General features: G+C 70.1%; 14 protein-coding genes. 9 read left to right on the forward strand and 5 right to left on the reverse strand.

Annotated elements, in window-relative coordinates; all coding sequences use genetic code 11:
• From nikE to QLQ12_RS36115, 5 genes are read left to right on the forward strand one after another with little or no spacing between them, the layout of a single operon-like run.
• Positions 1-1,530, forward strand: coding sequence for a nickel ABC transporter ATP-binding protein NikE (gene nikE / locus QLQ12_RS36095; RefSeq protein ID WP_282765281.1), 1,530 nt, complete (start codon positions 1-3; stop codon positions 1,528-1,530).
• The gene (locus tag QLQ12_RS36100; protein ID WP_282765282.1) at positions 1,527-2,492 is read left to right on the forward strand and encodes an LLM class flavin-dependent oxidoreductase; all 966 of its coding nucleotides are present in this window, start codon (positions 1,527-1,529) and stop codon (positions 2,490-2,492) included. Before nikE ends, QLQ12_RS36100 begins: the two co-directional genes overlap by 4 nt.
• Complete coding sequence (locus tag QLQ12_RS36105) at positions 2,485-3,753, forward strand: LLM class flavin-dependent oxidoreductase (RefSeq protein WP_282765283.1); 1,269 nt, start codon at positions 2,485-2,487, stop codon at positions 3,751-3,753. Before QLQ12_RS36100 ends, QLQ12_RS36105 begins: the two co-directional genes overlap by 8 nt.
• On the forward strand, positions 3,750-4,763 hold the full coding sequence (locus QLQ12_RS36110; RefSeq protein ID WP_282765284.1) for an LLM class flavin-dependent oxidoreductase: 1,014 nt from the start codon (positions 3,750-3,752) through the stop codon (positions 4,761-4,763). Before QLQ12_RS36105 ends, QLQ12_RS36110 begins: the two co-directional genes overlap by 4 nt.
• Before the next feature lie 2 nt (positions 4,764-4,765).
• Complete coding sequence (locus QLQ12_RS36115) at positions 4,766-5,884, forward strand: LLM class flavin-dependent oxidoreductase (RefSeq protein ID WP_282765285.1); 1,119 nt, start codon at positions 4,766-4,768, stop codon at positions 5,882-5,884.
• Between the two features lie 150 nt (positions 5,885-6,034).
• Here the strand turns inward: QLQ12_RS36115 and QLQ12_RS36120 are convergent, their stop codons facing one another.
• Genes QLQ12_RS36120 through QLQ12_RS36135 form a run of 4 tightly spaced genes read right to left on the reverse strand, consistent with a single transcriptional unit; the run spans position 6,035 to position 9,409 of the window.
• A complete protein-coding gene (locus QLQ12_RS36120) occupies positions 6,035-6,736 on the reverse strand; it encodes a GNAT family N-acetyltransferase (protein ID WP_282765286.1) in 702 nt (233 codons plus the stop codon).
• Complete coding sequence (locus QLQ12_RS36125) at positions 6,733-7,698, reverse strand: ABC transporter substrate-binding protein (RefSeq protein ID WP_282765287.1); 966 nt, start codon at positions 7,696-7,698, stop codon at positions 6,733-6,735. Before QLQ12_RS36125 ends, QLQ12_RS36120 begins: the two co-directional genes overlap by 4 nt.
• A 50-nt stretch (positions 7,699-7,748) precedes the next feature.
• Positions 7,749-8,504 (reverse strand): amino acid ABC transporter ATP-binding protein, encoded by a 756-nt coding sequence (locus QLQ12_RS36130; protein ID WP_282765289.1) that lies wholly within the window; start codon positions 8,502-8,504, stop codon positions 7,749-7,751.
• The gene (locus tag QLQ12_RS36135; protein ID WP_282765290.1) at positions 8,501-9,409 is read right to left on the reverse strand and encodes an amino acid ABC transporter permease; all 909 of its coding nucleotides are present in this window, start codon (positions 9,407-9,409) and stop codon (positions 8,501-8,503) included. Before QLQ12_RS36135 ends, QLQ12_RS36130 begins: the two co-directional genes overlap by 4 nt.
• Positions 9,410-9,793: 384 nt before the next feature.
• On the opposite strand from QLQ12_RS36135, the gene QLQ12_RS36140 reads away from it, so the two are divergent.
• Positions 9,794-10,231, forward strand: coding sequence for a chemotaxis protein CheW (locus QLQ12_RS36140; RefSeq protein ID WP_282765291.1), 438 nt, complete (start codon positions 9,794-9,796; stop codon positions 10,229-10,231).
• Between the two features lie 101 nt (positions 10,232-10,332).
• On the opposite strand, the gene QLQ12_RS36145 is transcribed toward QLQ12_RS36140, so the two are convergent.
• The gene (locus QLQ12_RS36145) at positions 10,333-10,830 is read right to left on the reverse strand and encodes a hypothetical protein (RefSeq protein WP_282765292.1); all 498 of its coding nucleotides are present in this window, start codon (positions 10,828-10,830) and stop codon (positions 10,333-10,335) included.
• Between the two features lie 225 nt (positions 10,831-11,055).
• Here QLQ12_RS36145 and QLQ12_RS36150 point away from each other — a divergent pair, with 225 nt between their 5' ends.
• The 3 genes from QLQ12_RS36150 (at position 11,056) to QLQ12_RS36160 (ending at position 13,584) form a co-directional block, all read left to right on the forward strand.
• A complete protein-coding gene (locus QLQ12_RS36150; RefSeq protein ID WP_282765293.1) occupies positions 11,056-11,658 on the forward strand; it encodes a hypothetical protein in 603 nt (200 codons plus the stop codon).
• A gap of 91 nt (positions 11,659-11,749) precedes the next feature.
• Positions 11,750-12,919, forward strand: a complete 1,170-nt coding sequence (locus tag QLQ12_RS36155; protein ID WP_282765294.1) for a sensor histidine kinase — start codon at positions 11,750-11,752, stop codon at positions 12,917-12,919.
• Complete coding sequence (locus QLQ12_RS36160; RefSeq protein WP_282765295.1) at positions 12,916-13,584, forward strand: response regulator; 669 nt, start codon at positions 12,916-12,918, stop codon at positions 13,582-13,584. Before QLQ12_RS36155 ends, QLQ12_RS36160 begins: the two co-directional genes overlap by 4 nt.
• Positions 13,585-13,601: the final 17 nt, after the last annotated feature.

Raw genomic sequence — 13,601 nt, forward strand, 5'->3', positions numbered from 1 at the left:
TTGATACACGTCGAGAACCTGCGGGTCACCTTCACCGGGAAACGGCAGGTCGAGGCGGTAGGCGGGGTCGACCTCACGATCAGCGAGGGTGAGTGTGTCGCGCTGGTCGGCGAGAGCGGCTCCGGCAAGAGCGTCACCGCCCGTAGCCTGGTCGGACTGGCCGGTCCGAACGCCCGTGTCGAGGCGGACACGTTCACCGTCGACGGCCGGGACGTGCGCGGGTTCGCCGCCCGTGACTGGCGGCGGCTGCGCGGCCGGTTCGCCGGGCTGATCCTGCAGGACGCCTTGGTCTCGCTCGACCCGCTGCGCACCGTCGGCGCGGAGATCGGCGAGGTGCTGCAGGCTCACGGCATCGGCGAGCGCCGCGACCGGCCGCAGCGCATCCGGCAGCTGCTCACCGATGTGCATGTGCCCGAACCGGACCGGCGTGCCCGGCAGTACCCGCATCAGCTGTCCGGCGGGCTGCGGCAGCGGGCACTGATCGCCTCGGCCATCGCCGGCGGGCCGCGGCTGCTGATCGCCGACGAACCGACCACGGCGCTGGACGCGACCGTGCAGGCGCAGATCCTCGAACTGCTCGCCGAACGCCGCACGAGCGGGGACACCCTGCTGCTGATCAGCCACGATCTGGCGGTCGTGTCGAAGCTCGCCGACCGGGTGCTGGTGATGAAGGACGGCCGGGTCGTCGAGGGCGGTGACACCCGCACCATTCTGGTGAGCGCCGGTCACCCGTACACCAAGAAGTTGATCTCGGCGGCCACCGGGAAGCGGCGTGGGACCACCACCGCGCCCGGCGACGTCGTCGCCGAGGCCACCGCGCTGCGCAAGGTGTACGGCGACCGCACCGTCGTGAGGGACTTCGGCCTGACGATCCGCCGCGGGGAGATCGTCGGGCTGGTCGGCGAGTCGGGGTCCGGCAAGACCACCGTGGCGCAGCTGATGTTCGGGCTGGCCGATCCGACGTCCGGGCACGTGCGGTTCGAGGGCGCCGACTTCAGCGGGGTGCCGGAACGCGCCCGTCGTCCGATCCGGCGCCGTCTGCAGCTGATCGCCCAGGACCCGCTGTCGGCGTTCGACCCGCGCTGGACCGTGCGCCGCATCGTCGGCGAGGCACTGCCCCGCGGCGAGGACCCTGGGCCTTACCTGGAGCGGGTCGGGCTCGGCGCCGATGTCCTCGACCGGTATCCGCGGCAGCTGTCCGGCGGGCAGCGGCAGCGCGTCGCCGTGGCCCGCGCCATCGCGCCACGGCCGAGTCTGATCATCTGCGACGAGCCGGTCTCCGCCCTCGACGTGTCGGTGCAGGCGCAGGTTCTCGACCTGCTCGCCGGCATCCGCGAGAACGACGGCACGGCACTGCTGTTCATCTCCCACGACCTGGGCGTGATCCGCGACATCGCCGACCGCGTCCTGGTCATGCGCGACGGCCGGGTCGTCGAAAAGGGCTCGGTCCAGGCCGTCTTCGACCACGCCGGTCACGAGTACACCCGGGCGCTGCTCGCCGCCGTACCCACCTTGGAGGTTTCCCGATGACATTGCATCTCGCGGTCGCCCTGGCCGGGGACTCGTTCGCGGCCGGCGACTGGATCGACCAGGTCCGGCGGGCCGACGAGGCCGGGCTCGACCTCGTGACGTTCGACGACACGTTCGGCCGGCGGGGCCCGGACGCGGTGCAGGTCGCCGCCCGGGTCGCGCCGCTGACCCGGCACGTCGGCCTGGTGCCGGTCGCCACCACCACCCACACCGAGCCGTTCCACCTGTCCACCGCCCTGGCCACCCTCGACTGGGTCAGCCGTGGCCGGGCCGGCTGGCAGGTGCGGGTCTCCACGGACCCGGCCGAGGCGGCACTGCTCGGCCGTCGGGGGCCGCTGGCAGCCGACGAGCTGATCGCCGAGGCCGGCGACGTGATCGAGGTGGTGCGGCGGCTGTGGGACAGCTGGGAGGACGACGCGATCATCAAGGACGTCGCCACCGGCCGGTACATCGACCGGGCGAAGCTGCACTACATCGATTTCGAGGGTCCGCACTTCACGGTCAAGGGGCCGTCGATCGTGCCGCGACCGCCGCAGGGCCGGCCGGTGGTCGCCGCCCTCGCCCACGGCCCGCGGGTGTGGGACTCCCTCGACGCCGACGTCTTCTTCGTGACACCCGCCGACGCCGACGACGCGGCCCGCAAGGTCCGCGCAATCGCGCCGGAGAAGAAGGTCTTCGCCGACATCACCGTCGGCGGTCACGTCCCGGCTGACGCGGCGACGTTCGACGGTACGCCGGCCCAGCTCGCCGACCTGATCCAGAACTGGTGGACCGTTTCCGGCGTCGACGGGTTCCGGCTGCGCGTCACCGACGTCGCCGACGTCACCGACGTCCTCGTCCCGGAACTGCGCCGGCGTGGCCTGTTCCAGCCGTCGGAGCACACGACGCTGCGGGAACGGCTCGGACTGCCGGTCGCCGTGAACCGCTATGCCGCTCGTTCGGAGGAGGCTTCCGTTGCCTAAGCAGATCATCCTCGCCGCCCACTTCCCCGGCGTGAACAACACGACCGTCTGGAGCGATCCGCGCGCGGGCAGCCAGATCGATTTCGGCTCCTTCGAGTATCTGGCGAAGACCGCCGAACGGGGATTGTTCGACTTCTTCTTCCTCGCCGAAGGGCTGCGGCTGCGCGAACAGCGCGGGCTCATCCACGACCTGGACGTGGTCGGCCGCCCGGACACCATCACGGTGCTGACCGCACTGGCCGCCGTCACCGAGCACCTCGGGCTGGCCGGGACGCTCAACGCCACCTGGCACGAGCCGTACGAGCTGGCCCGCCAGCTGGCCACTCTGGATCACCTGTCCGGTGGGCGGGCCGCCTGGAACGTGGTCACCTCGCCCGGCGCGTTCTTCGGCGAGAACTTCCGGCGCGGCGGGTTCCTCGACCACGCGGACCGCTACGTCCGCGCCGAGGAGTTCATCGCGACCGCCCGGACGCTGTGGGACACCGACGGCGGCGAGTTCGCTATCAGGAACAGCCAGTTCGACATCAGGGGCCGGTTCGGTGTCCCGCGCAGCCCGCAGGGGCGCCCGGTCATCCTGCAGGCCGGTGACTCCGACGGCGGCCGGGAGCTGGCCGCGAAACACTCCGACGCGATCTTCTCCCGGCATCACCAGATCGACGACGCCCGCCGCTTCTACCGCGACGTCAAGGACCGGCTCGCCAAGTACGGCCGCGCCGAGGACAGCCTGAAGATCATCCCGGGCGTGTCGTATGTGCTCGGCGACAGCGACGCCGACGCCCAGGAGAAGGCCCACCACATCCGGCGCCAGCAGGTCAGCCCGCAGACCGCGATCCTGCTGCTGGAACAGCTGTGGAACACCGACCTGTCCGGCTACGACGCCGAAGGGCCGCTGCCGGACATCGACCCGGTCCTCGACGAGGACGACACGATCATCAAGGGCCGCGCCGGCATGTACCCGGACCGGCTCGCCACCGCCGCCGAGTGGCGGGCCCGCGCCGAGGCGAAGAGCCTGTCGATCCGGGACCTGATCATCGAGGTCACCGGGCGGCAGAACTTCATCGGCACCCCGGCCCGCGTCGCCGAGCAACTCGACGAGTACGTGCAGACCGACGCCTGCGACGGCTTCATCCTCGTCTCCCACCTCACCCCGGCCGGCCTGGACGACTTCGTCGAGCAGGTGGTCCCGCTGTTGCAGGACCGTGGCGTCTTCCGGACCGAGTACGCCGCCGGCACGCTGCGCGGCAACCTGGGGCTGTCGTGAAGTTCCTGCTGCTCAGCCTGATCACCTACCTCGACCGATCCAAGACGCCGCGGCAGCGGCTGCGGGAGGTCGTCGACGTGGCCGTCCTCGGCGAGCAGCTCGGCTTCGACGGCTTCGCCGTGGGGGAGCGGCACGAACGGCCGTTCCTGTCGTCGTCACCGCCGGTCGTGCTCAGCCACATCGCCGCGAGGACCAGCCGGATCGAACTGTGGACCGGGGTGACCACGCTGAGCCTGCTCGACCCGGTCCGCGCGTTCGAGGACTACGCCACCCTCGACAACCTGTCCGACGGCCGCCTACAACTGATCATCGGCAAGGGCAACGGAGCCGCGCAGGCACAGCTGTTCCACGTGACCGTCGACGATCAGTGGGACCGGCTGCGGGAGAGCTACGACCTGTTCCGCCGGCTGTGGCGCGAGGAGAAGGTCACCTGGGAGGGCAGGTACCGGCCGTCGCTGACCGACGCCGAGACCTGGCCCCGGCCGTTGCAGAACCCGATCACCGTCTGGCACGGCTCGGCCACCAGCAAGGCGTCGGTCGACCTGGCCGCATCCTATGGTGACCCGTTGTTCTCGGCCAACGTCACCCACCCGATCGAGCCGTACGCCGAACTGGTCGACCACTACCGGGAACGGTGGGCCCACCACGGCCACGACCCGGCGGCGATCCGGATCGGTGCGGGCAGCGCCGGCTTCTACGCCGCCCGCACCTCACAGGAGGCGATCGACGTCTACCGGCCGATCTTCGAGGCGCGGCAGGAGGCGTTCCGCAAGGTCGGCGTGCCGCCGGTCTTCGACAGCATCGAGGACGCGGTGGAACGCGGCTCGATCCTGGTCGGCAGCCCGCAGCAGATCATCGACAAGGTGCACCGGTACCACGAACGGTTCGGGCACTCGGTCACCCACCTGAGTGCCGACACCGAAGGCCTCACCGAGAAACAGAACCGGGCCGGCCTGGAACTGTTCGCCTCCGAGATCGCCCCCGTGTTACGCCGACTGAAGGAGCGGTAGCCATGCCCGTACCCCTCTCGATCCTCGATCTCGCCCCGTTGGTGTCCGGCGGTGACGTGGCGGACGCCCTGCGCCGCACCCTGGACCTGGCCCGAAGGGCCGAGCAGTTCGGCTATCACCGTTTCTGGGTGGCCGAGCACCACTTCACACCGGGGGTGGCCAGCTCGCAGCCGGCCCTACTGCTCGGGCAGATCGCCGCGATCACCGACCGCATCCGGCTCGGCTCCGGCGCCGTGCAGACCGGCTTCCAGACCGGGCTGTCGATCGTGGAGCAGTTCGGGCTGCTCGACGCCCTCTATCCGGGCCGCTTCGATCTCGGGCTCGGCCGGTCCGGGCAGGCCAAGAAGGAGGCGGTACGGGAGGCGAAGAAGCACGAGACGCCCCAGGAGGAACGGATCGTCGACGGGCTGCTCATCCCGAAGCCCTTCTCCTGGGCGCCGATCTTCGCCTCCAAGCGCACCGCACTGGCGAGCAGCTTCCTGACCCAGCCCGGCGCCGAGCCGCTCGGGCTCGGCGACGTCCTCGACCAGATCGGGGCGCTGCTGGCCGGGCCGGTCGTCGACGACGAGGGCAACCAGGTGATCGCCACCCCCGGCGCCGGCGCGGACCTTTCGGTGTGGCTGCTCGGTAGCTCCGGCGGGGAGAGCGCCCGCACGGCCGGTGCGCGGGGGCTGCCGTTCGCCGCGAACTACCACGTCGCCCCGGCCCAGGTGTTGGAGGCCGTCGAAGCCTATCGGGAGTCGTTCGTGCCGTCGGCGACGCTTGCCGAGCCGTATGTCATGGTCTCGGCCGACGTGCTGGTGGCCGACGACGACGCGACCGCGCGGCGGCTGGCGACACCGTTCGCCGTCTGGGTCCGCAGCGTCCGTACGGGTCTCGGTGCCGTCCCGTTCCCGAGCATCGAGGAAGCCGAGGCGCATCGGTGGACCGACCAGGACCGGGCGATGGTCGCTGACCGGGTCGCCACCCGGTTCGTCGGATCGCCGCAGACGGTCACCGAACGGCTGCACACCCTGCAACGGGTCACCCGCGCCGACGAACTGCTGGTCACCACCATCGCCTACGACCACGCCGACCGCGTCCACTCGTACGAGCTGCTCGCCAAGGAGTGGTCGGCCTGACCGGACGGTGGAGCCCGGCGGCCCGACCGCCCCCCGGCGCCCCCCGGGGGCCCGCGCCGGCGCCGGGGGTGCCCGCCAGGGTGGGGGCGGCCTGACCGGCGGGGGGCGCCCGGCGGCCGTACGGCCGCCGGGCTCCACCGTGGGACCGGCTCAGGCGCCTGGGGGCGTCCTGTGGTAGGCGGTGAAGTCCGTGCGCGCGCGCAGGACGAAGCCGATCGACTCGTACAGCCGGATGGCGTTGACATTGCCGGCCGAGGTGTGCAGGAACGGGGTCTCGCCGCGGTCGCGGATGCCCGCCGCCACCGCCCGGATCAGGCGGGTGGCCAGCCCATTTTTGCGGTGTGCGGGATCGGTGCAGACGGCGCTGATCTCGGTCCAGCCGTGCGGATGCAGCCGCTCGCCGGCCATCGCGATCAGCCGCCCGTCCGCCGAACGCAGCCCCAGATAGGTGCCGAGTTCGACGGTCCGGCGGCGGAAGGGGCCGGGCTGGGTGCGGTCCACCAGGTCGAGGATGTCGGGCACGTCGGCCGCCCCGAGCCGGACCGCGTCCGGTGCCGCCGACGAGCGCAGCGACACGTCGACGAGTTGGACACCGCCCACACTGTGCCCGGTCTGCCAGCCGGGGTGGGCGACACCGCCCGCCCCGGCGATCGTCACCGTGTCGTCCGGCTCGACCAGATGAGCCAGGTCGTTCCAGGCCAGCGGGTCGGCCGGGTCGGCCAGGGCGTGGAACGGGGCGACCTCGTGGTCGTACCGGGCGGCCAGGCCGTGCACCACCGCGAACCGGGAGTGCGCGCCGGTCAGCGAGCTCCAGGCCGGGTTGTCCAAGGCCGGAGCGAGCGCGCGGGTCACTTACCCTCGATCGGCAGACCCGGCGGGTTGACCTCCGCCGTGGTGACGGCTTCGTTGGCCAGGTTCCAGCGTGCCAGGATCTTGGCGTAGTCACCGGAGGAGATCAGCTTGTCCAGCGCCGCGGCGTACGCCTTGATCAGGCCGTTGTCCTTCTTGGTGGTGAGCGCGATCAGACCCTGCAGGTCCTTGCCGGCGCCGGAGTAGCTACCGACGATCTCGGTCTGGCCGGTGGTGGCGACGTGGTAGGCGGCCGACGGGTTGGGGCCGAGGTGCAGGTCGATCTGGCCGGAGCCGAGTGCCAGATAGACGGCCTGGTTGGTCTGGTAGTACTTGATCTCGACCTCGGGCAGGCCCTGCTTCTTCACCTCTTCGGCCCACTCGACCAGAATCTTCTCCTGGTTGGTGCCGGAGCTGACCGACACCTTCTTTCCGGCGATGTCGGCGGCCTGGGAAACGGAGAGGCCGGAGCCCTTCTTGGCCAGCCAGGCCAGGTTGTCCAGGCGATAGGTGACGAAGTCGTACTTGAGCTTGCGTTCCTCGGTGACCGTGATGTTCGACGCGCCGATCTGGTACCGCCCGCTGTCCAGGCCGATGAACAGGTTCTCCCAGGAGGCGTTCTCCAGGATCGGTTCCAGGCCCAGCGTGCCGGCGATCGCGACGGCGATGTCCGGCTCGTTGCCGATCAGCGTCTTGTTGTCGGTCGCGGCGAAGGCGAGCGGGGGGAAGCCGGAGCCGGCCGCACCGACCCCGATGATCAGCTTGCCGGACGCCTTGACGTCGGCGGGCAGCAGCGCGGCGGCGGCCTCGTCCTTGGCCGGGACGATCCGGTTCTGCTCCGGGGTGAGGTTCAGCGAGCCGGCAGCGGAGGAGGAGCCCGCCGGATCGACCGCCGCGGACACCGGGGCCTTCTCCTCCGGCGCGGCGCAGGCGGCAAGGCTCAAGGTCACCGCAGCGAGAGCCACAATCCATTTTGTACGCACGAGATCTCCAGTTTCCACGAAAGAGGCGGCGGTCAGACCAGGACCTTGGACAGGAAGGCCCGGCTGCGTTCGTGTTGTGGGTCGTCCAGGACGGCGGCGGGGGTGCCCTGCTCGACGATCCGGCCCTCGTCCATGAAGACGACCGTGTCGGCGGCCTCCCGAGCGAAGCCGATCTCGTGCGTCACCACGATCATCGTGGTGCCGCCGGCGGCCAGGTCCCGGAGCACGTCGAGCACCTCGCCGACCAGCTCCGGGTCCAGCGCCGAGGTCGGCTCGTCGAAGAGGATCAGCTTCGGCTCCAGGGCCAGGGCGCGGGCGATCGCCACCCGTTGCTGCTGTCCGCCGGAGAGCTGCCTGGGGTAGGCGCCGGCACGATCCCACAGCCCCACGGCGTACAACAGCTCGTGAGCTTTCTCGTACGCTGCGCTGGGGGATTTGCCGAGCGCCCAGATCTGCGCTTCCGCGACGTTCTGCAGGGCCGTGCGATGCGGGAACAGATTGAAGTTCTGGAAGACGAAGCCGATCCTGGCGCGTTGCCGGAGGACCTGCCGTTCGCTGAGCTCGTGCAGCCGGTTGCCGGCCTGTCGGTAGCCGATCAGCTCGCCGTCGATGCGGATCAGGCCACGATCGACCTTCTCCAGGTGGTTCACGCAGCGCAGCAGGGTGGACTTGCCGGAGCCCGACGGGCCGAGGATGACGGTGACCGAACCGGCCTCGGCGAACAGGTCGATGCCCTTGAGGACCGCCACGTCGCCGAACGACTTGTGCACACCGGAGATCTCGATCATCGCGTGATCGCCGCCTTGATTCGCTGGAACGGGGTGGGCGGCAGGGTGCGGACCGCGCCGCGGGCGAAGTGGCGCTCGGTGTAGTACTGCAGAATCGACAGCAGGGCGGTGAGGATGACGTACCAGACGGTGGCGACCATGAGCAGGGGCACGACCCGGCCGTTGCGGCCGTAGATCACCTGGACCTGATAGAACAGCTCGCCGATGGCCAGCACGTACACGATGGACGTGCTTTTGAGCAGGCTGACCAGCAGGTTCGCCGCGTTGGGCAGGATCGCCCGCATCGCCTGTGGCAGCACGATCCGGGAGAACTGCCGCCACTGCGGGATGCCGAGCGCGGCGGCCGCCTCGTGCTGGCCGTGGTCGACCGAGAGCAGGCCGGCCCGGATGATCTCTCCGGCGTAGGCGGCCTCGTGCAGGGCCAGGCCCAGCAGCGCGGCGCCGAACGAGCTGATCAGGTCGACCGTCGGGAAGCTGTAGCCGGGCCCGAAGGGGATGCCGATCTGCAGGGTGTCGTAGAGGTAGCCGAGGTTCGCCCAGAACAGCAGCTGCACGAGCAGTGGGACCGACCGGAACACCCAGATGTACGCCCAGCTGACCGTGGCCAGCACCGGGTTGGGGGACAGCCGCATGGCGGCGAGCGGTATGCCGCCGAGGAACCCGAACACCGCGCCGGCGAGGGTGAGCAGCAGGGTCAGGCCCAGCGCCTCGAGGACCGATTTCTCCAGGAAGTAGCCGAAGAACGTCGTCCAGTCCCAGCCGGGATTGGTGACGAGCCCGTGCACGAACTGCGCCACCAGGACCAGGACCAGCGCGGTGCCGGCCCAGCGCCAGGGGTGGCGGGCCGGGACCACGACGGGGTCGTCGACGTTTTCCTTCCGCCGTGGCGGAGTCAGGACGGTCATGGCTGAAACGCTAGGCAATGACCCACATAACCCACAAAACCTATCAGGAATATATGTTTAACGGCCTCGTTGCAACGGTGTACCGCCGCCAAGGGGTGGGACTCGTGATGGCCCTCAGAAGGCGCGGTCGGCCAGGTAGAAGCGGGTGTAGGCGGTGGTCTCCGGTTCGATGCGCCAGCTCTGCGCCAGTGTGCCGGCGTCGACGGTGTCGTAGCCGAGGCGCAGGGCCAGTCCGAGCGAATTCCGGCAGTGGAAGCATTCGACTCGACGAGTCCGGCGAAAAGCTCGAAGGGCTTGATTCCTTGAGTTGGGTAATCGACTCCCGATAGTCCTGGTGATCCGTCGCAGCACGTTCCCCGGCGGTCATCACCCCGGGAGTCGCAGATGTCCAGTCGTCAGTTCGTCACCTTCGAGGTCGCCGGCCAGTTCTTCGGCGTGGACGTGGACGCTGTGCAGGAGGTGTTGTCGTACAGCGAGTACACGCCGGTGCCGCTGGCACCGAACGCGGTCGGCGGGCTGTTCAACCTACGCGGGCAGGTGATCGCCGCGGTGGACCTGCGTGTGCAGTTCGGGTTGCCGCGCCGGGACATGTCCGGCCTGGTGATGAACGTGATCGTGCGGTACGCCGGTGAGCCGGTGAGTCTGTTGGTGGATCGCATCGGGCAGGTCGCCGACCTGGAGGCGCAGTTGTTCGAGGAGCCGCCGGCGACACTGACCGGCCCGTCACGGGCGCTGGTCACCGGCGCGTACAAGACCGAAGGTCGGCTGCTGCTGGTGCTCGACGTCGCCGAGTGCGTGAACACCGCCCGCGTCACGGCCTGAGACCAGGGCTCCGTCAGCGTCGCGCTGACGGAGCCCTTCGCTGTTCACCCGCACCGGGAGCTATCGCCGGTTACTCCGCCCTCGGCTCAGCCCCACGCTCTTCAGGCGCGGTAGCGCACCTGGGCGTGCAGGCCCTGGTCGTCGGAGCCAACGCAGTAGTGCTCCAGCGTCGCGTCGAACGCGGTCAAGGAACCCTCGGCGTTGCGCTCAATGCGGTCCACGAGGACGGCGGCGCGTGCCTCGACGCAGCCGAGGCCGTTGAAGATGACCAGGGTGCGCAGCGTCTCCGGCGCCTGCCCCTGCTGGTAAGCGCCCACCCCGAGCGCGCTCCCGTCCGGGGTGCTCAACTCCAACCGGAATGGCTCGCTGTTCTGCCAGGTGGCAGAGTCGATCTTGACGACGTTCTCGCTCTCCCACACCCGCACCTCGCGGTCGGGCGTGGCCCAGACACCACTTGCGCTGTGGAGCGGGTGGGCGCCCGCGTCGGCGGTGAACCGGAACTCCGTGACCGCCTCCTCCGCGACGTCGGCGGCGTGTGCGGTGGCGGCCGTACCGGCCAGCAGCGCGACCGCCATCGGCAGTACAGCGAACTTCGTCATTCGCATCGGACCTCCAAGACCGTGGACAACTCCGGCCATCCTCCTCGAAGGTGTCAAGCAGGGGCGAAGGCATGAGCGGCCCGATTCAAGCTGTGCGGGGTCTGACCGGATCGGGGGCGGCACTCCCTCGTGAGAGGGAGTGCGAAGATCGCTCTCGTCGGCGATTACTTCGCGTGCGGGCCGGACCAGGATCGGTGATGTTCCCACCGATCAAGGAGCCCGAAAATGAACCCGCGTATCGCCTTCCTGGGCGCCCCGCTGCTCACCCTGGCCTACGGAGTGATCCGAATCATCGACGGGCTCGACGGCGTCCGCGGGCCCGGACTCGCGTGGACCACTGGTCACCTGGCCTTTCTCGGCGCCCTGGCGTTGTTCGTCGTCGTCTTCCTCTGGATGCGGCGGCTGGCCGGCCGCAACGTGCTGTCCACTGTGCTGACCGCGGTCGCCTCCGCCGGCGCGCTGGCCCTGACGGTGCAGTTCGGGATCGACGTGGTCGCCGGATTCATGGCCGACGACCACCTCGCCATGAGTGTGCTGACCCAACAGGTCCGGCAGAATCCCGTGGTCTCGCTGGTGGCCTACGACCTGGGTCCCTACCTGTTCTACCTGGGTCAGCTCGCGCTCGTGATCCAGCTCGCCGTGATGCGCCGGATCACAGCGTGGACGCCTGTGCTGGTCCTGGCCGACCTCCTGATGCCGTTCATCGACAAGGACCTCATCCCGCTCGGGGCCGTCATCCTGCTCTTCTCCTACGCCGGGATCGCGCGCCGGATCTCCCGGACCTCCCGCGTCGCCGAGACCACCAGTGCCACCACGGTCCTGGTATAGCCGAACGCTGATCCGGGGGGCATCCTGTGCCCGCCGGATCAGCGCGGCCCGACGGCGGCGAGTTCGTGGGGGAGAGGCAGGATGGGACCTCGTGTCAGCGTTGCCGATCCTCGAGCCTGTCCGCCGGCGCCTGCGGGAGTTGCCACCCGGCTGGGTCGACGCGGCCCTCGTCGTACTCGTCGTGGCCGTGCAAGGCTGGCCGTTCGGCTCCCGGATCAACCCCTCGGGCGCGCCGTGGCACTGGTGGGGCTACGCCGTCGTCGCGGCTTCCGCGGTACCGCTGCTGTGGCGCCGGCGCGCGCCGGTCGCCGTGCTGGTGGCGAGTCTGACCGCGACCGCCTGCTACGACCTGTTCGGCGACGTGCCGGCCCAGCCGATCTGGTACGGCGGGCTGGTGGCGATCTACACCGTCGCGGAGCGATCACGCCACCTGCCCCGGGTGGCCATGCTCATCGTCACCGTCGGTGGCAGCCTCGCGATCACATCCTCGGAGACCGCGCTGCGGAGCGGGGTCCTGTTCATCGCCGCCTACGCGATCGGCCGGGCCGCCACCACGTCGCGGGCCTACACCGCCGCCCTGCGCCAGCGCGCCGCACAGATCGAGCGGGAACGCGGCATCGAGATGCAGCGGGCCGCGGAGCGTGAGCGTGCCCGGATCGCCCGCGACATGCACGACATTCTCTCCCACGCCGTCGCGGTCATGGTGGTCCAGGCGGAAGCCGGCCCGGTCATGCTCCACACCGCTCCGGAGCGCGCCGAGGCGGCTTTCGACGCCATCTCCACCGCGGGCCGCGATGCGATGGTCCAACTCCGCCGGATCCTCGACGTGCTCAAGGAGGACGACGGGCCGCGGAGCCCGCAGCCGACGATCGACGACCTGGCCGTGCTGGCCGCCAAGGCGTCCGGTCCCGCACTGACCGTGACCTGCACCGCGACGGGCGAACAGCGGCCCCTGCGGCCCGACGTCGAGGTCGCCGCCTACCGGATCGTCCAGGAGGCGGTCACCAACGTCGTCAAACACGCGGGTGCCGGCCGCGCCGACATCCGGCTGCTCTGGCAGGAGAGGACACTGATCATCGAGATCAACGACGACGGCCGCGGCGCGGGCAGGTCGCTGCCCTCAGGCGGTGACGGCCTGGTCGGTATCCGGGAACGTGCCGCCGCCTGCGGCGGCACAGCGGCGATGGGCCCGCGCCCGGACGGCCCGGGTTTCCAGGTCCACGTCCAGCTCCCGCTCGCCGTGCGGCAGGTGTGGGGATGAGCGTGCGCATCGTGGTCGCCGACGACCAGGAACTCGTCCGCGCCGGGTTCTCCATGATCCTCGACGCGCAACCCGACTTCGAGGTGGTCGCCGAGGCGGGCAACGGCACCGAGGCGGTCGAAGCGGTCCGCACCCACCGGCCCGACGTGGTGCTCCTCGACATCCGCATGCCCGGGATGGACGGCATCCAGGCGGCCCGTGTCATCTGCGCCGAGACCGGCACCCGGGTGATCATCCTGACCACCTTCGACCTGGACGAATACGTATTCGAGGCGCTTCGGGCCGGTGCGAGCGGATTCCTGCTCAAGGACGTCCGCCGTGCCGACCTCGTCCACGCGGTACGCGTCGTGGCCGCCGGTGAGTCACTGCTGGCGCCCTCGATCACCAGCAAGCTCATCGCCCGGTTCACCACCGAGACGGCCCAGCCCCGCCCGGCGCCGTCGACCGAGCGGCTCGCCGCACTGACCGGCCGCGAGCAGGAAACCCTCAAGCTCATCTCCCGCGGGATGGCCAACGTGGAGATCGCCGAAGCCATGGTGATCAGCGAACACACCGTCAAGACGCACGTCAGCAACGTACTCACCAAACTCGGGCTGCGCGACCGGATCCAGGCGGTCATCGTCGCCTACGAAACCGGCCTGGCCGTCCCCGGCAGATCCGACTGACCGCACATCGGTTCCGG

It is taken from the genome of Actinoplanes sandaracinus, assembly GCF_030009775.1.
Taxonomy (GTDB): Bacteria; Actinomycetota; Actinomycetes; order Mycobacteriales; family Micromonosporaceae; genus Actinoplanes; species Actinoplanes sandaracinus.